Here is an 18,502-nt window from a genome sequence, read left to right as displayed (position 1 = left end):
CGGGGCTCAGACGAAGAAGTTCCGCGCCTTGAGCAGCGCGTCGACGAAGGCGTCGGCCTCGTCGAGGGTGTTGTAGAGGGCGAAGGAGGCTCGGGCGCTGGCGGTGACGCCGAAGCGGCGCGCCAGCGGTTCGGCGCAGTGCAGCCCTGCCCGCACGGCGACGCCGTAGCGGTCCATGATCTGGGCCAGGTCGTGGGCGTGGGCGCCCTCGAGGGTGAAGGTCAGGATCGCGCCCTTGCCGGGCGCCTCGCCCAGCACCCGCAGCCCCTCGACGCCCTCCAGCCGCGCCCGGGCGTGGGCGTAGAGCGCCTGCTCGTGGGCGGCCACCGCATGGCGATCGAAAGCCCCATACCAGTCCAGCGCGGCGCCCAGCCCGATGGCCTCGAGGATCGGCGGGGTGCCCGCCTCGAACCGCGCCGGCGGCGGGGCGTAGGTCACGCCCTCCTCCGTCACCGTCTCGATCATCTCGCCGCCGCCCTGCCACGGCGGCAGGGCCTCCAGCGCTTCCGTCCGCCCGTAGAGCGCGCCGATGCCGGTCGGGCCATACAGTTTGTGGCCGGTGATGACGTAGAAGTCGCAGCCCAGCGCCTGCACGTCCGGGACACAGTGGACCGCCCCCTGGCAGCCGTCGATCACGGTCCGGGCGCCCGCCGCGCGCGCCAGCGCCGCGATCTCGGCCACCGGATTGATCGTGCCCAGCACATTGGACATGTGGGTGATCGCCACCACGCGTGTGCGCGGGCCGATCAGGGCCCTGAGCGCCGCCATGTCGAGCGCGCCGTCGTCCTGCACCGGCGCGAACCGCACCACGGCGCCGCGCGTCTCACGCAGCATCATCCACGGCACCAGGTTCGAGTGGTGCTCCATCTGGCTGACGACGATCTCGTCGCCGGGCTCCAGGTCCGCGCCCAGTCCGTGGGCGACCAGATTGATCGCCTCGGTGCCGCCCTTGGTGAAGACGATGTTGTCCGGTCCCGGGGCGTTCAGGAACCGCGCCACCGAAGCCCGCGCCGCCTCGAACGCCTCGGTCGTCTCATTGGCCAGGGTGTGCAGGCCGCGATGGACGTTGGCGTAGCTGCCCTCCATCGCCCGCGTCAGGGCGTCGATCACCGCCCGCGGCTTTTGCGCCGAGGCGGCGTTGTCCAGATAGACCAGCGGCCGCCCGTTCACCTGCCGCGACAGGATCGGGAACTGGGCGCGGATGGGAAGCGGGTCGAAGCGCGCATCTCCTCCCCCGCGCCGCTTCGCTCTGCGGGGGAGGAGTGTTCACAGCCGTCGTCACAGCCGCTGCGTCAGCCATGTCCGCACCGCCTCTCGCGCGCCCTCGTGGTCGACCCGGTCGACGACCTCGAGCAGGAAGGCCTGGGTCAGCAGGGCGCGGGCCTCGTCGGCCGGGAGCCCGCGCTGCTGCATGTAGAACAGCGCGTCTTCATCCAGCGCGCCGATGGTGTTGCCGTGGGCGCACTGCACCTCGTCGGCGTAGATGATCAGCTCGGGCTTGGCGTCGATCTCGCCGCGCTCAGAAAGGATCAGGGCGTGATGCCCCATGCGGGCGTCGGTGCCGTCGGCCCCACGCTCGACGACGATCTTGCCCTGGAAGACGCCGCGGCCGGTATCGCGCACCGAACCCTTGGTCAGCTGGCTGGTGACCCCGTCGCGACCGGCGTGGGTGACGACGCTGGTCAGGTCCGCGTGGCGCTCGCCGGTCAGGGCGTAGAGCCCGTCCAGCCGAACCGAGGCGCCCTGCCCCGGATGCCGCACATGGGTCTCGAAGCGCTGCAGCTTGGCGCCCGTGGTGACAGTGGTTTGCTGGAAGGTGGCACCGGGCGCCAGCGCCACCTCGGCGCGCACAAAGGCCAGCGCGTCGGCCGCATCCTCGCCCAGCACCACGCGGGTCAGGCGCGCGCCCTCGCCCACCGTGATGGTCAGCCGCGCATTGGCGACATAGCCCGCGGCCTGCCCCTCATGGCTCTCCAGCAGAAGCAGCGACGCCCCCGCCGCCACCTCGATGGCGACCTCGGCCTGGTGGCCCGTCCCCGCGCTGGTCGAGACGAAGCGCAGCCGCCGCACCGCCTCGCCTTCGCTCACGACGATCCGCTCGGCGCCGCGACCGTTGACGACCGCATGCTCTTCACCGTCCAGCCCAGCGAACGGACCGCCCGGCGCGACCTCGCCGGCCGGCGACGGCGGCGGGGCCTCGCGCAGGACCCGGCGCACGTCGGTGTACTTCCAGGCCTCCTCCCGCCGCGACGGGAAGGACGAGGGATCGCGCAGGTCGATCAGGGCGCTCACGCCGCCGCCGGGAGGAACTTGTCGTAGCCCTCCGCCTCCAGCTCGAGCGCCAGCTCCGGGCCGCCCGAGGCGACGATCCGGCCGCCGGCCAGCACGTGAACCCGGTCGGGTTTGATGTAGTCGAGCAGGCGCTGGTAGTGGGTGATGACCAGCATGGCCCGGTCCGGCGCGCGCAGGGCGTTGACCCCGTCGGCGACGATGCGCAGGGCGTCGATGTCGAGGCCGGAATCCGTCTCGTCGAGGATCAGCAGCGACGGCTCCAGCAGGGCCATCTGCAGGATCTCCATCCGCTTCTTCTCGCCGCCGGAGAAGCCGACGTTGAGCGGCCGCTTCAGCATGTCGAGGTCCATCTTCAGGGCCCTGGCCGCCTCGCGCACGCGCTTGAGGAAGTCGGGGGCCGAGACCTCGTCCTCACCGCGCGCCCGGCGCTGGGCGTTCAGGGCGGTGCGGATGAAGGTCATGGCCGGGACGCCCGGGATCTCAAGCGGATACTGGAACGACAGGAACACCCCCGCCGCCGCACGCTCGGCCGGCTCCAGCGCCAGCAGGTCCGCGCCATTCCAGGTCACGGCGCCGTCGGTCGCCTCATAGCCGGGCCGGCCCGACAGGGCGTAGCCGAGCGTCGACTTGCCCGCCCCGTTCGGCCCCATGACCGCATGCACCTCGCCCGCCGGAACGTCGAGGGAAAGGCCCTTGAGAATGGGCTTGTCGTCGATGGCGACGTGGAGGTTTTCGATCTTGAGCATTGTGTTTCTTTGATTATCCGACCGAACCTTCGAGGCTGATCGCCACCAGCTTCTGGGCCTCGACGGCGAACTCCATGGGCAGTTCCTGCAGCACGTCGCGGACGAAGCCGTTGACCAGCAGGGCCACCGCCTCCTCTTCCGACAGGCCGCGCTGCTGGGCGTAGAACAGCTGGTCCTCGGACAGGCGCGTCGTGGTCGCCTCGTGCTCCATCTGGGCCGAGCCGTTGCGGGCCTCGATGTAGGGGATGGTGTGCGAGCCGCACTCTTTCCCGATCAGCAGGCTGTCGCACTGGGTGAAGTTGCGCACGCCGGTGGCCTTGGGGTGCACCGACACCAGGCCGCGGTAGGTCGAGTCCGACTTCCCGGCCGAGACCGCCTTGGCGATGATCCGCGACTTCGAGTTCTTCCCGAGGTGGATCATCTTGGTGCCGGTGTCGGCCTGCTGGCGGCCGTTGGTGATGGCGATGGAGTAGAACTCGCCCGAGCTCTCCTCGCCCTTCAGCACGCAGGACGGGTACTTCCAGGTGATGGCCGAGCCGGTCTCGACCTGGGTCCAGCTGACCTTGGAGCGGTCGCCGCGGCAGTCGGCGCGCTTCGTCACGAAGTTGTAGATGCCGCCCTTGCCCTCGGCGTCGCCGGGGTACCAGTTCTGGACCGTCGAGTACTTCACCTCGGCGTCGTCCAGCGCCACGATCTCGACCACCGCCGCATGCAGCTGGTTCTCGTCGCGCATCGGGGCGGTGCAGCCCTCGAGGTAGGAGACATAGGCCCCCTCGGCGGCGACGATCAGGGTGCGCTCGAACTGGCCCGTACCCGAGGCGTTCATGCGGAAATAGGTCGACAGCTCCATCGGGCAGCGCACGCCCGGCGGCACATAGACGAAGGAGCCGTCGGAGAAGACCGCGCTGTTCAGGGCGGCGAAGTAGTTGTCCGAGACCGGCACCACCGAGCCGAGGTACTGGCGCACCAGCTCGGGGTGCTCGCGCAGGGCCTCGGAGATCGACATGAAGATGACGCCGGCCTTGGCCAGCTCGGCCTTGAAGGTCGTGACCACGCTGACGCTGTCGAACACGGCGTCGACGGCCACGCGCGGCGCGCCCTCGACCCCGGCCAGCACCTCCTGCTCGCGCAGGGGGATGCCCAGCTTCTCGTAGATGGCCAGCAGCTCGGGATCGACCTCGTCGAGGCTCTTCGGCGCCACCTTCTGCTTGGGCGCGGCGTAGTAGCTGAGCGCCTGGTAGTCGATCGGCGGATAGGAGACGGCGGCCCAGGTCGGGGCCTCCATCGCCTGCCAGCGCTCATAGGCGGCCAGACGCCACTCCAGCATCCAGGCCGGCTCGCCCTTCTTCTCCGAGATGAAGCGGATGATGTCCGCGTTCAGGCCCGGGGGCGCGAACTCCTGTTCGATGTCCGAGACGAAGCCGTGCTTGTAGCGCTCCAGCTCGGCGACCGTGTCGATGGTTTCCTTGACGGCGGCCATGGTTACGCGAGTTCCTTCGAGCGCTGCGTGATCCGCGCGCGGTGCTTCTCATATGTGGTCGCCCACGCCTCGGCGAAGCGCGACCAATCGTCTGCGGTGGTGCCCCAGCCGCCCGAGACGCGCACGGCCCCGGTGGCCAGCGGCTCCAGCCCCATGGCCAGCATCGTCTTCGACGGCTTCGTCTTGCCGGAGCTGCAGGCCGACCCCGCCGAGATCATGATCCCGGCCAGATCCAGGGCGATCAGCTGCTGCGGGCTCTCCCAGTCGGCGACGGCGAGAAACAGGGTGTTGGGGAGGCGCGGCGCGCCCTCGGCGATGACCGTGGCGCCGGCCGCCTTGACCCGGGCGGCGGCGGCGTCGCGCCAGCCGGCCTGGTCGCCGTGGGTCGCCAGATCGCGCGCGGCGCACTGGGCGGCGACGCCGAAGCCGACGATGCCGGGCGTGTTCTCGGTGCCGGCGCGCAGACCGCGCTCCTGCCCCGACCCGTGGACGATGCGCACCGCCGAGCGGCCGGCGCCCAGCACCAGCGCACCCACGCCCTGCAGCCCGCCCAGCTTGTGGCCCGACAGGGTCAGGCTGTCGGCCTGCAGCGCGCCGATGTCGACGGGGATCTTGCCAGCCGACTGGATGGCGTCGACGTGCAGCCAGCCGTCGGCGGCGCGCACGAGGACCGCGGCGGCCTCGACCGGCTGGATCGCGCCGCTCTCGTTGTTGGCGTGATGCAAGGCGACGAAGGCCCGGCCCGGGCGCGCCAGCGCCGCCTTCAGCCAGTCGAGGTCCACGACCCCGTCACCGTCCACCGGCAGCACCTCCACCGGGCGGCCGCACACCGCGGCGGCCTCGGCCACGCAGGGATGCTCGGTGGCCGAGACGATGACCCGCTCGCAGCCGGCCGCCAGGGCGCTGGCCAGGCCCTGGGCGTTCGACTCGGTGCCGCCGGAGGAGAAGATCACCGCGGTCGGATCGGCCCCGACCAGCGCCGCCACCTGGGCGCGGGCGCTCTCGACGCGGGCGCGGGCGCGGCGGCCCAGCGCATGAACGGCGTTGGGGTTGCCGCCCTCATCGATCGTCTCCAGCACCGCGGCGCGGACTTCGGGACGCACGAGGGCGGTGGCGTTGTAGTCGAGATAGACCTTCATGCCGCCGCCTCCGCCGCCAGGACAGGCGACGTCGGAGCCCGGCGGGTGCGTCGCTCGATCACATCCTCCAGCGAGACGCTGGACAGGTAGCGATGGATCTCGTCGCCGAGATCTTCCCAGAGGTTATGGGTGATGCAGCGTTCGCCGCTGAGCATGCAGCCGCGCGGCGAGCTGTGCGCCTGGCAGCGGGTGGCGCGGATCGGCTCGTCCACCGCCAGCACGATCTCGGAGACCATGGTGGTTCCCGCCGCGCGGGCCAGCCGGTAGCCGCCGCCGGGGCCGCGCACGCTGCGCACCAGCCCGGCCTTGCGCAGCCGCGCGAACAGCTGCTCGAGGTAGCTGAGGGAGATTTCCTGACGCGAGGCGATCTCGGCCAGCGACACGGCGCGCTCGCCGCCCCCCGGGGCCCGGCCGTTGCGGGCCAGGTCGGCCATCGCCATGACGGCGTACCTTCCCTTGGTCGACAGACGCATGATGACCTCAAAATCCGTGCGCTGGGCGAAGCGGTCTGCTATGGCCCCCGGCTTCGGACCGGGAGCGGTCGCGCTGGCTGGACTTAGAAAGTCCGACCTGTGCGGTCAAGTATTCTCCCGGCCCCTCGGCCGAGATTGAACAGGATTTCCGCCCGTCCATGCCTGAAGTCATTCTGCCCGGCGCCTCCGGCCGCATCGAGGGCCGCTATTCCCCCGGCAAGCGCCCCAACGCCCCGATCGCCCTGATCCTGCACCCGCACCCCAAGGCGGGCGGGCACATGAACAACCCGGTGGCGGTCACCCTCTACCAGCTGTTCCTCAAGCGCGGTTTCGCGACCCTGCGCTACAACAGCCGCGGGGTCGGCAAGTCCCAGGGCGAGTTCGATTCGGGCATTGGCGAGCTGGCCGACGCCGCCACCGCGCTGGACTGGCTGCAGGCCCAGAACCCGGCCGCCAGCCAGACCTGGGTCGCCGGCTACCAGTTCGGCGCCTACATCGGCATGCAGCTGCTGATGCGCCGGCCCGAGACCGACGGCTTCATCTCGGTGTCGCCGCCGTCGAACATGTACGACTTCAGCTTCCTGGCCCCCTGCCCCGCCTCGGGCCTGTTCCTGCACGGCACGGCCGACACCATCGTGCCGCCGGTCGAGGTCGAGCGCGTGGTCAACAAGCTGCGCGCCCAGAAGGGCATCGTCATCGACTACGAGCTCGAGGACGGCGCCAGCCACTTCTGGCAGGACCACATCGAGGCCGTTGACCGCCGTGTCGGCGCCTATCTCGACAAGCGCCTCGAAGCCAATCCAGCCTGATCATTCGCAGGGGGGATAGGCCGCAAACGTCGCCTCGTACTCGGCCAGCGTCCCGGGAAACCCGATCGCGAGGCGGCGGGCGTCCGCATTGGCCGGATCCTCGAGGTTGTCCCAGTCCACGACGAGCTTGCCGCTCCGACAGACCACCTGGGTGCCGTATCGCTGCGGCCGCCCCTCGTTGATCGCCAACCGATCGTACATCAGCCCGTAGTCCTGGCCGTCGACCTCGCCGATCGCGACCAGGGGCTCCAGCACAGGCACGAAGCGCCGCCACTGCTCGATGTCCGAATGCTGGATGATCAGGAAAGCGGCCCCGGCCGCCTGCTCGCCGTAGACGCTCTTGTGGAACCAGCCTTCCGGCGGGATCAGGGTCAGCAGCTCCGCCAGAAGCCGATCGTCCATGGCAGAGATCGGGGCGGCCATCGCAGCAAACGCCGCGTCTCGCTCTGCCTCGGGCAGTGGTGACAGATCGACCCTGACGGCCGCGCGACGACCGGCCTGATCGAGCGCCCCCATACGATCCAGTCGCTCGCGCACATCCGCAGGGGGCGGCAACCCCGCCTGTCGCGCTTCCTCGGCGGCGATGGCCTCGGCCACCGGCGCGATCAGGGCCCGCGCTTCGGGGCTCAGTGGGGGCGCATCCTGAAACGCCAGAACCCCGGCCAGCAGCAGTCCGATCATGAGTTGCCCTCCCGCAGCACAAGATCAGCGCGAGACTGTGGCGGCCCGGTGGCGAGGCCCCGCGCTCAGTACAGCAGGAACGGCCGCCGGGCCTCGCGCCACGCCGCTTCGTCCGGCACGGCGATCGCGTCCAGGTCGTCTGCCGTCGCGGCCCCGTCGTCGACCCACGCTCGCAGCCCGGGCCCGCCGTTGATCACGTCGATCGGCAGCTTGCCGAAGGCATACTCGTAAGGGAAATCCCGCCACAGGTCGTAGTCGGGATAGAGGCTCCGGATGGCCTTGAAGCCCGCCGCCTGGACCCGCCAGGGCCGGAAGGCGTGGTGGTCGTACAGCGGCTCCTCGCAGTGGATCTGCACCCCGGAGCACAGCTGGCCGACGTGCTTGTGGAAGGTCGGCTGGAACCACATGTCGCGCAGTACGCAGCCGTCCAGCCAGTGCGGGGCCAGCCGGCGCATCTCGGTGATGACCGCCCGGGCGTCGATGTCCGGGGCGCCGAACAGCTCCAGCGGCCGGGTGGTGCCCCGCCCTTCGGACAGGGTCGCGCCCTCCAGCATCACCGTTCCGGCATAGGCCCGCGCCATGCTCAGGTTCGGCGCGTTGGGGCTGGGGTTGATCCAGGCGCGCGCGCCCAGCGGCCAGCCGAAGCCCGGCCCCGCCTCGGGGTCGTAGTCCGGGATCTCGATGACGCGGTAATCGACGTCGAGCCGGAAGTGGTCGATGAACCACAGCCCCATCTCGCCCAGCGTCAGGCCATGCCGCATCGGCATCGGGCCGGCGCCGACGAAACTCTCCCAGCCCGGTTGCAGCGTCGTGCCCTCGACCGGCCGCCCGGCCGGATTGGGCCGGTCCAGCACCCACACCGTCTTCCCGTGCTGCGCCGCCGCCTCCAGCACGTACAGCAGGGTCGTCACATAGGTGTAGATGCGGCAGCCGAGGTCCTGCAGATCGACCAGCAGGACGTCGAAGGTATCCATCCAGGCGTCGCGCGGGCGGCGCACCTCGCCGTATAGGCTGAACACCGGAAAGCCGTGCACCGGATCGCGATAGTCCGGGCTCTCCATCATGTTGTCCTGCAGGTCGCCCTTCATCCCATGCTGCGGCCCGAAGGCGGCGGTGATGGTCACGCCGGCGGCGATCAGGGCGTCGATCGAATGGGTCAGGTCCGCCGTCACCGAGGCCGGATGCGCCAGCAGGGCCACGCGCCGCCCCTTCAGCTGGCCCAGCAGGGCCGGATCGGCGAGCAGACGGTCGATGCCGAAGATCATGGGAGGTCCAGGACGAAGCTGTCGGGATGATGGAAGTCCGGCTTATCCGACGGATGCGCCAAGGCCCAGTAGGTGCGCGTCCCGTCGACCGCCTCGATCACGGCGGAGAGCGCCAGACGCCGCGCCCCGGCCGGCAGCTCGACGGTTCCTGCCAGCACCGCCCGGGTCCCGGTCCGCGAGAGGGGCGCCACCTGCACGGTCTCGGCCGCCGGGCGCATGCCCTCGCGGTATCCATCGAAGGCGTAGCTGGCCCAGCGCCCGGACGGCGAAAGGTTGAACTCCACATAGCCTTCCGGCGTGGTCACGAACGCCTCGAAGCAGGTGGTGCGCCAAAGCTCGTCGGCCCGGCCGCCGGCATCCGGGGCCGGCCACAGCACGCCGTCGGGATCCCCCACCAGCGCATAGACGAGGTCGATGCGCCCCTCCACGCGGCTCACCTCGACCTCAAGCCGCTGGACGGGCGACGCGGGCGAACCGGGAAAGGGCGACAGCAGGTGGCGCATCCCTCTGCGATAGCGCCGGATTGACGACGGTCAATGTCGAAGGCTAGGGACGGGCCATGTTCGCCGCCCGCGCCCTGTCCGGCCTGTATTACCGCCCGCTGATCTGAGCGAGCGGCCCGCGAACCCCTGCGCCGCCCCCTGCCGGCGCGCTTCCCCTCAAGACGGCCGCCGGCTTCCCTGCTAACGGAGCCGACCATGAGCGACCCGATCTTCCAGTCCGACTTCCTCAAGACGCTGCAGGCGCGCGGCTACATCCATCAGATCACCCATCCGGCGGAGCTGGACGCGGCGGCGACGGCGGGAGTCATCTCGGCCTACATCGGGTTCGACGCCACGGCCCCCAGCCTGCACGTCGGCAGCCTGATCCAGATCATGATGCTGCGCCGGCTGCAGCAGGCCGGGCACAGGCCCGTCGTGCTGATGGGCGGGGGCACCACCAAGGTCGGCGACCCGACCGGCAAGGACGCCTCGCGCCCGCAGCTGACCGACGACACGATCAAGACCAACATCGCCACGATCCGCACGGTGTTCGCGAAGTTCCTGACCTTCGGCGACGGTCCGACCGACGCCATCATGGTCGACAACGACGACTGGCTGTCCGGCTACGGCTACATCCAGTTCCTGCGCGAGTTCGGCACCCAGTTCACGGTCAACCGCATGCTGGCGTTCGACTCGGTCAAGCTGCGGCTCGAGCGCGAGCAGCCGATGACCTTCCTCGAGTTCAACTACATGCTGATGCAGTCGGTGGACTTCCTGGAGCTGAACCGGCGGCTGAACGTGACGCTGCAGATGGGCGGCTCGGACCAGTGGGGCAATATCGTCTCCGGCGTCGATCTGGTGCGCCGCAACGAGGGCCGCACCGCCTTCGGCCTGACCACGCCGCTGCTGACCACCGCGTCAGGCGGCAAGATGGGCAAGACCGCCCAGGGCGCGATCTGGCTCAACGCCGACCAGCTGTCGCCGTACGACTACTGGCAGTTCTGGCGCAACGCCGACGACGCCGATGTCGGCAGGTTCCTGCGGCTGTTCACCGACCTGCCGCTGGACGAGATCGCCCGGCTGGAGTCCCTGCAGGGCGCGGAGATCAACGACGCCAAGAAGGCCCTCGCCGACGCCGCCACGACCATGCTCCACGGCGCCGAGGAGGCGCACAGGGCGCGGGCTGCGGCCGAGGCCGCCTTTGAGCAGGGCCGCCTGTCGGTCGACTTGCCGACCGTCGAGCTGCCCCGTGACGAGGTGCTCGGCCAGATGATCGCCGCCGTCGCCACCCGCGCCGGCCTGACCGCCTCCAACGGCGAGGCGCGCCGCCTCGCCCAGGGTGGCGGCCTGCGCCTGAATGACGCGGCGGTGGCCGACGCCGCGCAGCTGCTCGGCGAGGCCGACCTGAACGCCGACGGCGTGCTCAAGCTCGCCGCCGGCAAGAAGAAGATCGTGCTGGTGAAGCCGGTTTGAGATGAGCCGGATCCCCGCTTGCGCGGGGATGAGCGGTGGAGATGGCGGAGGGACGGCCAGGTGAAGCCGGTCTAGCGATCCTCGGGGGTGTCGGGCGCGGCCTCCGCCGGCCTGGCGCGCACACCGTCGGCCTGGGGCACGTAGAGTCCGGTCACAGCCCCGGCGACGAAACCGCCCACCTGGCTGCGCGAGCCGAAGCGGGCGCAGGGGTCCGGATCGGCGATGGGCCGCACGGCGCGATCGGCCGGCGCGAAGGTGTCGCCGACCTGATCGCCGAAGGGTTCGGCGAACTGCAGGGCGTCGCCCACCGGCGACAGGGACGGATCGTCGGTGCCCACGGCCGTCGCGTTGCGGGCCCAGGCGAGGGCCGCCGCCTGGCGCCCGTCCGCCGTCAGCAGCTCGGCCTCGACCGCCAGGCCGCCGGTTGAGCCGGGCAGACGCACGCCGATCGGCCCGGGCACGAACCAGTTGGCGGCGGCGGAGATGCCCGATCCCGCCGGGTTGGTCGGCCGGATCGCCGTCACAGCGGCGCGCGCCGTACCGGCCCCCGGCTCGGGCGAAGGCACGACGGTGAAACGTTCGCTCAGCTCGAAACAGACCTGGCGATCGATCTCGCCGAGCACGAGGTCGACATCGGCCGGCGAGATGTTCGGGGCCGCGCCCGGCACCGCCACCGTCGGAGCGATGAACAGGCGCTCGACCCCGCCGGCCAGGGCCTCGTCGCGCCGCTCCCGGATCGAGGCGCGCAGGGTGTCCGTCCGCGGCGTCAGGCCCTCGTAGCCGCTCAGGAAGCCGGAATCGGCCACCGGCGCCGTCTGGCAGGCGGCGAGCCCGGCGGTCGTCGCCAGCAGGATCAGGGACGTGCGACGCATGGAACCTCCGTGAGACAACCTGCGTGTGATGCCGCCCTGCCGGGAGGAGGTAAAGCGCACCCGCGCGACCGGCGCGATCCGTCGCAGGGGCGTCAGCGCAAACCGAAGCGCCGTCGGGCCTCGCCCTCGAAACAACCGATCAGGGCCGAGACCGCGCGCTCGAAATTGGCGTGCAGCATGGCGTCCAGCATCCGGCTGCGGAAGGCGAAGTCGATCATGAACTCCAGCCGCGTGCCCTCTGGATGCGGGTGGAACTCCCAGCGGTTCCTCAGATGCCGGAACGGCCCCCGGATCAGCCCGACCTCCACCGACGGCGCGGCCCGATCGTGACGCACCCAGGTGGCGAAGCGCTCCTTCAGGAAGGAAAAGCCCACCGAGGCCTCGGCGTCGAGCAGGTCCGTGTCGCCCTCGGTCCGAGCATTCCAGACGCGCATCCCCGTCACCCAGGGCACGAAGTCCGGATAGGCGCGCACATCGGCCACCAGCCCGGCCAGCTGGTCGGGCGCATAGGGCAGGATGCGGGTGACGCGGTGGACGGCCAAGGCGGAAGGATCAGCGCGCCGCGGACAGCTGGGCCGCCCGCGCCGCCTTGAGCCGGGCGAAATCGTCGCCGGCGTGGTGCGAGCTGCGCGTCAGCGGGCTGGACGACACCATCAGGAAGCCCTTGGCCCGGGCGATCGCCTCATAGGCCTTGAACTCGTCCGGGGTGACGAAGCGGTCGATCGGCGCATGCTTGCGGGTCGGCTGCAGGTACTGGCCGATGGTGATGAAGTCGACGTCGGCCGAGCGCATGTCGTCCATCACCTGCATGACCTCTTCCTTGGTCTCGCCGAGGCCGACCATGATGCCGGACTTGGTGAACTGGTTGGGGTCGCGTTCCTTGACGCTCTGCAGCAGGCGCAGGGAGTGGAAGTAGCGGGCGCCTGGGCGGATCTTCAGATACAGCCGCGGCACGGTCTCGAGGTTGTGATTGAACACGTCCGGCCGCGAGTCGATCATGACCTCGGCCGCCCCGTCCTTGCGCAGGAAGTCCGGCGTCAGGACCTCGATCGTGGTGCCCGGGGCCTGCAGGCGGACCTGGCGCACTGTCTCGGCGAAATGGGCGGCGCCGCCGTCCTCGACATCGTCGCGGTCGACGCTGGTGATGACGACGTGGTTCAGGCCCATCTGGGCCACCGCCAGCCCGACCTTGACCGGCTCCTCGGGATCCAGAGGCTGCGGCAGACCGGTCTTCACGTTGCAGAAGGCGCAGGCCCGGGTGCAGGTGTCGCCCATGATCATCAGCGTGGCGTGCTTCTGGCTCCAGCACTCGCCGATGTTCGGACAGGCGGCCTCCTCGCAGACCGTGTGGAGGCCCTTGTCGCGCACGATCGCCTTGGTGGCGTTGTACTGGCCCGAGCCCGGGGCCTTGACCCGCAGCCAGTCCGGCTTGCGCAGCACGGGGCTCTCCGGCCGGTTGCGCTTCTCCGGGTGCCGCAGGTCCGCCGGACGGGCCGCAAGATTGTCGATCAGGGTGACCATTTCGCCCGGTATGTCGGCGTTTCCGGCCCCGTTGGCAAGCGCACGCCACCGCTCCCGGGTTCACGCGACGTAACGCGCCTTTTCATCCGCCCGGGCGCTGGCTAGGGTTTCCGGCCACAACGACAGAGGCTGCGCGACACGCGGCCGCGGAGGAACGATTGCGCGTACCGCTGACGGAAGGGACCCCAGCCACCGTGTTCGAGGCCCTGATCGAGGCCCGCGACCGCTTTGGCGACAAGGAGATCCTCGAGGACCAGGACCGCAAGCCGCTCACCTACACCGGCCTGATCCGGGCCGCGTTCGTGCTCGGCCGCAAGATCGCCGCCATGACCGAGCCGGCCGAGCGGGTCGGCATCCTGCTGCCCTCGTCCATGGGGGTGGTGGTCACCTTCTTCGGCCTGCACGCCCACGGCCGCGTGCCGACCATGCTCAACTTCACCGCCGGCGAGCGCAATGTGAAGGCGGCGATCCAGACCGCCGGCGTGCGCAAGGTGCTGACCGCCCGCCGCTTCATCGAGCAGGCCAAGCTCGAGGACCTCGTGGCCGCCATCGGCGAGGTCGCCGAGGTGGTCTGGCTGGACGACGTGCGCACCACCATCGGCCTGGCCGACAAGCTGTACGGCCTGATGGCAGGCATGATGCCGCGCCGCTTCCTCGTGCCGACGTCGCCGGACAGCCCGGGCGTGCTCCTGTTCACCTCGGGCAGCTTCGGCGCGCCCAAGGGCGTGGTGCTGACCCAGTGGAACCTGGTGTCCAACACTCGTCAGGTCGGCCAGCACATCGACCTGAAGCCCGAGTGGGTGATGTTCAACCCGCTGCCGACCTTCCACTGCTTCGGCCTGACCGGCGGGGTGCTGCTGCCGATCCTGCAGGGGATGAAGGCGTTCGAGTACCCCTCCCCCCTGCACGCCAAGCAGATCGTCGAGCTGCTGCCGCAGGCGAAGGCCTCGATCCTGCTCGCCACCGACACCTTCCTGAACCAGTACGCCCGCGTCGCCGGGCCGGACGACTTCGGCACCCTGAAGTTCGTGGTGGCCGGGGCCGAGCGGGTCCGTGACGAGACCCACCACCTGTTCAACACCCGCTTCCACGGCCTCAAGCTGCTGGAGGGCTACGGCGCCACCGAGGCGGCGCCGGTGGTGGCGGTCAACCACCCCGACCGCAACCGGCCGGGCACGGTCGGCCAGATCCTGCCCGGCATGGAATGGCGACTGGAGCCGATCGAGGGCATCGACGAGGGCCAACGCCTCTACCTGCGCGGGCCGAACGTCATGGCCGGCTATCTGGACCCGGCGGACCCCGAGCGGGTCGAGCCGCTGGCCGACGGCTGGCATGACACGGGCGACATCGTCGACCTCGATCCCGAGGGCTACATCGCCATCCTCGGCCGGGCCAAGCGCTTCGCCAAGATCGGCGGCGAGATGGTCAGCCTCGCGGCGGTCGAGGGCCTGGCCTCGGCGGTCTGGCCGGAGGGCCGGCACGCCGTCGTGGCGATCGCCGACAGCCGCAAGGGCGAAAAGCTGGTGCTGGTAACGGACCGCAATGACGCCGAGGTGGCGCGCCTGACCGAATGGGCCCGCAGTCACGGCGCGCCGGAGCTCGCCGTGCCCAAGAAGATCGTCAAGGTGGCCGAACTGCCGGTGCTGGGCACGGGCAAGACCGACTACGTCACCATCCAGCAGCTGGTCGAGATGGACAAGGCGGCCTGAGCTGCAGCGTCGGGCGCGGCCGGAGCGAACCCCGCCGCGCCCGCGCGCCTCGCCCGGATCAGCCGAACTGCTTCTTCGCGATCTCGGCGATGTGGCGGCCCTGGAAGCGGGCGCCGTCGAGGTCGATCTGGCTGGGCATGCGCGACCCGTCGCCCCGCGTGATGGTCGTGGCGCCGTAGGGGCTGCCGCCGACGATCTCGTCCATGTTCATCTGGCCCTGGAAGCTGTAGGGCAGGCCGACGACGATCAGGCCGTGGTGCAAGAGGGTCTGGATCAGACCGATCAGGGTCGTCTCCTGCCCGCCGTGCTGGGTCGCGGTGGCGGTGAAGGCGCCGCCGATCTTGCCGATCAGCTTGCCCTGGAACCAGACGCCGCCGGTCTGGTCGAGGAAGTTGCGCATCTGCGACGAGGCGGTGCCAAAGCGGGTGCCGGCCCCGATGATGATGGCGTCATAGTGCTCCAGCTCGTCGACCGTGGCGATCGGCGCGGCCTGGTCCAGCTTGTAGCCGCTCTGGCGCGCCACCTCGTCCGGCACCAGTTCGGGCACGCGGCGCAGGTCGGCGGTCACGCCCTCGACCGAACGCGCCCCCTCCGCCACCGCCTCGGCCATCGCCTCGATGTGGCCGTAGGTGGAATGATACAGCACCAGAACCTTCGCCATGTCGGCCTCCTGTGAATCGAACCGCCCGTCTGTAACAGGCACGGTTGCCATATAAGGCGCGCCACCATCCTCACAAGGGCCAGGGTGTCGCGATCAGGCGGGGCGGACGCGAACGTAAAAGTCGGGATCGCCGGGGACGGCCTCGCCACGGCCGGCGCGGAAGCGGTGCTCGATCACCATGGCCTGCTGCTCGATGTTGAGGTCCGACCAGCGACAGGCGGCGTGCAGCGGATAGCGATAGGACTCCGGCCGGTCGCCCGCCTTCAGCTTGGCCACGGGCAGGGACACGCCCGCCTGCCCCTGCCACACATGGGTCAGTTCGTGCACCAGCACCGCCTGTCGTGTCAGCGGGGCCTGCGACAGGTCAGGGGTCAGGGCGCGTGCGGGCCAGACGATCCAGTCCCGTCCGCGCCAGCGCCCGGCGACGAAGGCGCGGCGTAGCCCCGGCAGCGCCAGCAGCCGCACGCGCGACAGCCCCGGCGCGGGTCCGAGGGCCGCCCGGGCCAGCGCCCGCTCCCCGATCGTGAGGGGCCGCCAGCGGATCACGGCGCGGCCGCCCCGCCCTCCCCGACATACTCCCAGTGCCAGGGCTCGTAGACATAGGGCACGAAACCGAACCGCCCGGCGTTGCGCACCAGCCAGCGATAGGCCGCGCCCTGGCTCATGTGCCGGCGACTGTCGGGATGGGTGGAATCGACCCCCAGCCCCTCGATATGACCAACGTAGAGATCCACCGCGGCCCCCGTCCGGTGCGGCGAGCAGACTGCGCGGCGCAGGCCGTCGCAGTTCCGCTCGGTCGCGCAACGGGCGGCATCCGCCTCGGGATCGCGGAAGCCGGAGAAGATCTGCAGCAGTTCCGGATCGGCGGCGATCTCCGGAACTTCGGCGCGGGCGGCGGCCACCATGCGCCGGTAGGCGGCGAGGGTGTCGCGGCGCAGCAGGCGCGTCAGCCGGTCGGCGTGCTCTTCCTCGGCCACCAGATAGCCAAGCTCGCGCAGCGGCGGCGGCTCCGGGCAGATGTCGGCGACGCGGGCCATCACGAACGGACGACGCTCCTGCCATAGCCCGCGGAACACCTGGAACGTCGGCGCGTCGAACAGGCCGGTCGGCGGCAGATGGAAGCGGACCTGGAACGCCGCCAGCTTTTCCGCAAAGGCCGGACTCGAGGGGTCGCACTGCGTGTCCAGCTCGTGCTGGACCAGCGGGGCATAGGCCAGCCAGCCGTACTCCTCGCGGTCGAACGGGGTCCAGACCATGGCCGACAGCGACGCGCCATTGGCCGCCGCCGCCTCGCTCCAGCCGGCCTGCCCCGCATCGCAGGCTTCCTGCGCCCGGACGGCCGGAGCAGCGGCGAGCCCCGCCAGCGCAGCGGCGAGCGCCAGCCCGAGAGCGAGCGTGCGGGTGCGGATGGCCTCGGGGCGGAACAGGGCTTTCACCCGCCAAGGAAGCCTCAAGCCGCCGCCGGCTGCAACCGCCCGCTCGCGCGGCGTCGCCCGGCGCGGCAGGATGCAGCCCGGCCGACTCAGCGGCCGCCTGTCCGGATCGTCCATGTCCGCCGCCCCGACGCCCTCCGCCCGCCGCCCGAACCGGGTGCTGGCCGCCTTCGCCGCCAGCTGCCTGCCCTATGCGGCGCTCGGCCTGCCGGTCTACGTCACCCTGCCGGAGTTCTACGCCAGCCACATCGGCGTCTCGCTGGCGGCGGTCAGCTTGATCTTCCTGCTGGTGCGGCTGGCCGACATCGTCGTCGATCCGGCGCTGGGCCTGCTGATCGACCGCACCTCGACCCGCTTCGGCCGCTACCGGGTGTGGATGGCCGCCGCCGCGCCGGTGCTGATGCTGTCGGTCGGGCTGCTGTTCCTCGTCGAGCCGGGCGCCGGAGCCGGCCACCTCGCCCTGTGGCTGGTGGTCATGTACCTCGGCTACTCGATCAGCCTGCTGTCCCAGACCAGCTGGGCGGCGGTGCTGTCGCCGGACTACGACCAGCGCTCGCGCATCTACGCGTGGTGGCAGGCGGCCAACATCCTCGGCGTGCTGGCGGTGCTGCTGATCCCGCCGATCGTGCAGGCGACCGGCCGCGACTATGTCGAGGCGGTGCGGGCGCAGGGGCTGTTCATCATCGTCCTGCTGCCCGTGGCGCTGTGCATCACCCTGCGCTTCACGCCCGAGCCGCGCGGCGTCGCCCCGCCGCCCCACGGCGGGCTGAAGGCGACGCTGGGCCTGATCGCCAAGCCCGTCCTGCGCCGCCTGCTGCTCAGCGACCTGCTGCTGGGCGCCGCACGCGGCCTGATCGGGGTGCTGTTCTTCTACTTCTTCGAACAGGCGCGCGGCTTCGAGCGCGAGCAGACCTCGCTGATGCTGCTGGTCTATTTCGTCGCCGGACTGGTCGGGGCCCCGGTCTGGGCCTGGCTGGCCACGCGCATGGGCAAGCATCGGGCGCTCGCGCTCGCCAGCCTCTACTTCGCCGGCAGCTTCGCCGCGGCCACCCTTCTGGTCCCGGCCGGCAACTTCCCGGCGGCCATCGCCGCCCTGTTCGGCGTGGGGCTCGCCTTCGGCGCCTCGGACCTGCTGCTGCGGGCCATGATGGCTGACGCGGCCGACGCCATCCGGCTCGACACCGACGCCGACCAGACCGGCCTGCTGTTCTCCATCCTCAACGCCACCTCCAAGCTCGGCTACGCCATCTCGGTCGGGGCCTTCGCCGTGCTGGAGGCCATCGGCTTCGACCCGGCCCCCGGCGCCGTCAACGCCCCGGGCGTAATCCTCGGCCTGCAGTGGCTGTTCATCGCCGCCCCGGTGGTCCTGTTGATCCTGTCCGCGGTCGTGCTGCGCATCTATCCCCTGACGCCCGAGCGGCACGCGGAGATCCGCGCCCGCCTCGCCGCCCGTGACGGAGCCTGAG

At 70.7% G+C, this 18,502-nt stretch carries 19 protein-coding genes; 4 read left to right on the top strand and 15 right to left on the bottom strand.

All coding sequences use genetic code 11. The features are described 5' to 3' along the window. Positions 1–6 precede the first annotated feature (6 nt). The 6 genes from VGN74_RS05260 to VGN74_RS05235 all read right to left on the bottom strand — a co-directional run bounded on the left by VGN74_RS05260 (position 7) and on the right by VGN74_RS05235 (position 6,130). A complete protein-coding gene (locus VGN74_RS05260; RefSeq protein ID WP_327446306.1) occupies positions 7–1,170 on the bottom strand; it encodes a cysteine desulfurase in 1,164 nt (387 codons plus the stop codon). A gap of 108 nt (positions 1,171–1,278) precedes the next feature. Beyond that, complete coding sequence (sufD, locus tag VGN74_RS05255; protein ID WP_327446305.1) at positions 1,279–2,292, bottom strand: Fe-S cluster assembly protein SufD; 1,014 nt, start codon at positions 2,290–2,292, stop codon at positions 1,279–1,281. Continuing rightward, positions 2,289–3,038, bottom strand: coding sequence for a Fe-S cluster assembly ATPase SufC (gene sufC / locus VGN74_RS05250; protein ID WP_327446304.1), 750 nt, complete (start codon positions 3,036–3,038; stop codon positions 2,289–2,291). Before sufC ends, sufD begins: the two co-directional genes overlap by 4 nt. Positions 3,039–3,051: 13 nt before the next feature. Continuing rightward, positions 3,052–4,518, bottom strand: coding sequence for a Fe-S cluster assembly protein SufB (sufB, locus tag VGN74_RS05245; RefSeq protein ID WP_327446303.1), 1,467 nt, complete (start codon positions 4,516–4,518; stop codon positions 3,052–3,054). A gap of 2 nt (positions 4,519–4,520) precedes the next feature. Next, positions 4,521–5,657: a cysteine desulfurase family protein gene (locus VGN74_RS05240; RefSeq protein WP_327446302.1), complete on the bottom strand. Its 1,137-nt coding sequence runs from the start codon at positions 5,655–5,657 to the stop codon at positions 4,521–4,523. Further along, positions 5,654–6,130, bottom strand: a complete 477-nt coding sequence (locus VGN74_RS05235) for an Rrf2 family transcriptional regulator (RefSeq protein ID WP_327446301.1) — start codon at positions 6,128–6,130, stop codon at positions 5,654–5,656. Before VGN74_RS05235 ends, VGN74_RS05240 begins: the two co-directional genes overlap by 4 nt. A 158-nt stretch (positions 6,131–6,288) precedes the next feature. Between VGN74_RS05235 and VGN74_RS05230 the strand changes: the two genes are divergently transcribed. Beyond that, positions 6,289–6,939 carry an alpha/beta hydrolase gene (locus VGN74_RS05230; protein ID WP_327446300.1) on the top strand — a complete coding sequence of 217 codons (651 nt, stop codon included), beginning with the start codon at positions 6,289–6,291 and terminating at the stop codon, positions 6,937–6,939. Here the strand turns inward: VGN74_RS05230 and VGN74_RS05225 are convergent, their stop codons facing one another. From VGN74_RS05225 to VGN74_RS05215, 3 genes are all read right to left on the bottom strand, one after another. Continuing rightward, positions 6,940–7,620 (bottom strand): DUF6624 domain-containing protein, encoded by a 681-nt coding sequence (locus VGN74_RS05225; protein ID WP_327446299.1) that lies wholly within the window; start codon positions 7,618–7,620, stop codon positions 6,940–6,942. 65 nt (positions 7,621–7,685) lie between these two features. Next, entirely contained in the window at positions 7,686–8,885 is a 1,200-nt protein-coding gene (locus VGN74_RS05220) for a DUF1343 domain-containing protein (protein ID WP_327446298.1), read from the bottom strand. After that, a complete protein-coding gene (locus tag VGN74_RS05215; RefSeq protein ID WP_327446297.1) occupies positions 8,882–9,388 on the bottom strand; it encodes a DOMON-like domain-containing protein in 507 nt (168 codons plus the stop codon). The genes VGN74_RS05220 and VGN74_RS05215 overlap by 4 nt, the downstream gene beginning before the upstream one ends. Before the next feature lie 195 nt (positions 9,389–9,583). Here VGN74_RS05215 and tyrS point away from each other — a divergent pair, with 195 nt between their 5' ends. After that, positions 9,584–10,840 carry a tyrosine--tRNA ligase gene (tyrS, locus tag VGN74_RS05210; protein ID WP_327446296.1) on the top strand — a complete coding sequence of 419 codons (1,257 nt, stop codon included), beginning with the start codon at positions 9,584–9,586 and terminating at the stop codon, positions 10,838–10,840. 71 nt (positions 10,841–10,911) lie between these two features. On the opposite strand, the gene VGN74_RS05205 is transcribed toward tyrS, so the two are convergent. The 3 genes from VGN74_RS05205 to lipA all read right to left on the bottom strand — a co-directional run bounded on the left by VGN74_RS05205 (position 10,912) and on the right by lipA (position 13,233). After that, positions 10,912–11,712: a DUF3313 family protein gene (locus VGN74_RS05205; RefSeq protein WP_327446295.1), complete on the bottom strand. Its 801-nt coding sequence runs from the start codon at positions 11,710–11,712 to the stop codon at positions 10,912–10,914. Positions 11,713–11,804: 92 nt separating this feature from the next. Then, positions 11,805–12,254, bottom strand: coding sequence for a type II toxin-antitoxin system RatA family toxin (locus tag VGN74_RS05200; protein ID WP_327446294.1), 450 nt, complete (start codon positions 12,252–12,254; stop codon positions 11,805–11,807). A 10-nt stretch (positions 12,255–12,264) separates the two neighbouring features. Beyond that, on the bottom strand, positions 12,265–13,233 hold the full coding sequence (gene lipA, locus VGN74_RS05195) for a lipoyl synthase (RefSeq protein ID WP_327446293.1): 969 nt from the start codon (positions 13,231–13,233) through the stop codon (positions 12,265–12,267). A 194-nt stretch (positions 13,234–13,427) separates the two neighbouring features. Here lipA and VGN74_RS05190 point away from each other — a divergent pair, with 194 nt between their 5' ends. Then, positions 13,428–14,942, top strand: coding sequence for an AMP-binding protein (locus tag VGN74_RS05190; protein ID WP_327446292.1), 1,515 nt, complete (start codon positions 13,428–13,430; stop codon positions 14,940–14,942). Positions 14,943–15,000: 58 nt separating this feature from the next. Here VGN74_RS05190 and wrbA read toward each other — a convergent pair whose 3' ends face one another. The 3 genes from wrbA to VGN74_RS05175 form a co-directional block, all read right to left on the bottom strand. Continuing rightward, a complete protein-coding gene (gene wrbA / locus VGN74_RS05185) occupies positions 15,001–15,603 on the bottom strand; it encodes an NAD(P)H:quinone oxidoreductase (RefSeq protein WP_327446291.1) in 603 nt (200 codons plus the stop codon). A 93-nt stretch (positions 15,604–15,696) separates the two neighbouring features. After that, on the bottom strand, positions 15,697–16,149 hold the full coding sequence (locus tag VGN74_RS05180; RefSeq protein ID WP_327446290.1) for a hypothetical protein: 453 nt from the start codon (positions 16,147–16,149) through the stop codon (positions 15,697–15,699). Continuing rightward, entirely contained in the window at positions 16,146–17,153 is a 1,008-nt protein-coding gene (locus VGN74_RS05175; protein ID WP_327446289.1) for a D-alanyl-D-alanine carboxypeptidase family protein, read from the bottom strand. The genes VGN74_RS05180 and VGN74_RS05175 overlap by 4 nt, the downstream gene beginning before the upstream one ends. Between VGN74_RS05175 and VGN74_RS05170 the strand changes: the two genes are divergently transcribed. Beyond that, a complete protein-coding gene (locus VGN74_RS05170) occupies positions 17,152–18,501 on the top strand; it encodes an MFS transporter (protein ID WP_327446288.1) in 1,350 nt (449 codons plus the stop codon). The two genes, VGN74_RS05175 and VGN74_RS05170, sit on opposite strands and share 2 nt — an antisense overlap. The last annotated feature ends 1 nt before the right edge of the window (position 18,502 follow it).

It is taken from the genome of Brevundimonas sp. (genome assembly GCF_035998205.1).
Classification (GTDB): Bacteria; Pseudomonadota; Alphaproteobacteria; order Caulobacterales; family Caulobacteraceae; genus Brevundimonas.
The sequence above is the reverse complement of the archived record's forward strand: the minus strand, read 5'-3'. Positions and strand labels throughout refer to the sequence as shown.

Coding starts and splice junctions, on each gene's coding strand:
- VGN74_RS05175 (WP_327446289.1), bottom strand. CDS start 17,153: ATGGACGATCCGGACAGGCGGCCGCTGAGTCGGCCGGGCTGCATCCTG.
- VGN74_RS05230 (WP_327446300.1), top strand. CDS start 6,289: ATGCCTGAAGTCATTCTGCCCGGCGCCTCCGGCCGCATCGAGGGCCGC.
- sufB (WP_327446303.1), bottom strand. CDS start 4,518: ATGGCCGCCGTCAAGGAAACCATCGACACGGTCGCCGAGCTGGAGCGC.
- VGN74_RS05225 (WP_327446299.1), bottom strand. CDS start 7,620: ATGATCGGACTGCTGCTGGCCGGGGTTCTGGCGTTTCAGGATGCGCCC.
- lipA (WP_327446293.1), bottom strand. CDS start 13,233: ATGGTCACCCTGATCGACAATCTTGCGGCCCGTCCGGCGGACCTGCGG.
- VGN74_RS05240 (WP_327446302.1), bottom strand. CDS start 5,657: ATGAAGGTCTATCTCGACTACAACGCCACCGCCCTCGTGCGTCCCGAA.
- wrbA (WP_327446291.1), bottom strand. CDS start 15,603: ATGGCGAAGGTTCTGGTGCTGTATCATTCCACCTACGGCCACATCGAG.
- sufC (WP_327446304.1), bottom strand. CDS start 3,038: ATGCTCAAGATCGAAAACCTCCACGTCGCCATCGACGACAAGCCCATT.
- VGN74_RS05220 (WP_327446298.1), bottom strand. CDS start 8,885: ATGATCTTCGGCATCGACCGTCTGCTCGCCGATCCGGCCCTGCTGGGC.
- tyrS (WP_327446296.1), top strand. CDS start 9,584: ATGAGCGACCCGATCTTCCAGTCCGACTTCCTCAAGACGCTGCAGGCG.
- VGN74_RS05215 (WP_327446297.1), bottom strand. CDS start 9,388: ATGCGCCACCTGCTGTCGCCCTTTCCCGGTTCGCCCGCGTCGCCCGTC.
- VGN74_RS05205 (WP_327446295.1), bottom strand. CDS start 11,712: ATGCGTCGCACGTCCCTGATCCTGCTGGCGACGACCGCCGGGCTCGCC.
- VGN74_RS05235 (WP_327446301.1), bottom strand. CDS start 6,130: ATGCGTCTGTCGACCAAGGGAAGGTACGCCGTCATGGCGATGGCCGAC.
- VGN74_RS05170 (WP_327446288.1), top strand. CDS start 17,152: ATGTCCGCCGCCCCGACGCCCTCCGCCCGCCGCCCGAACCGGGTGCTG.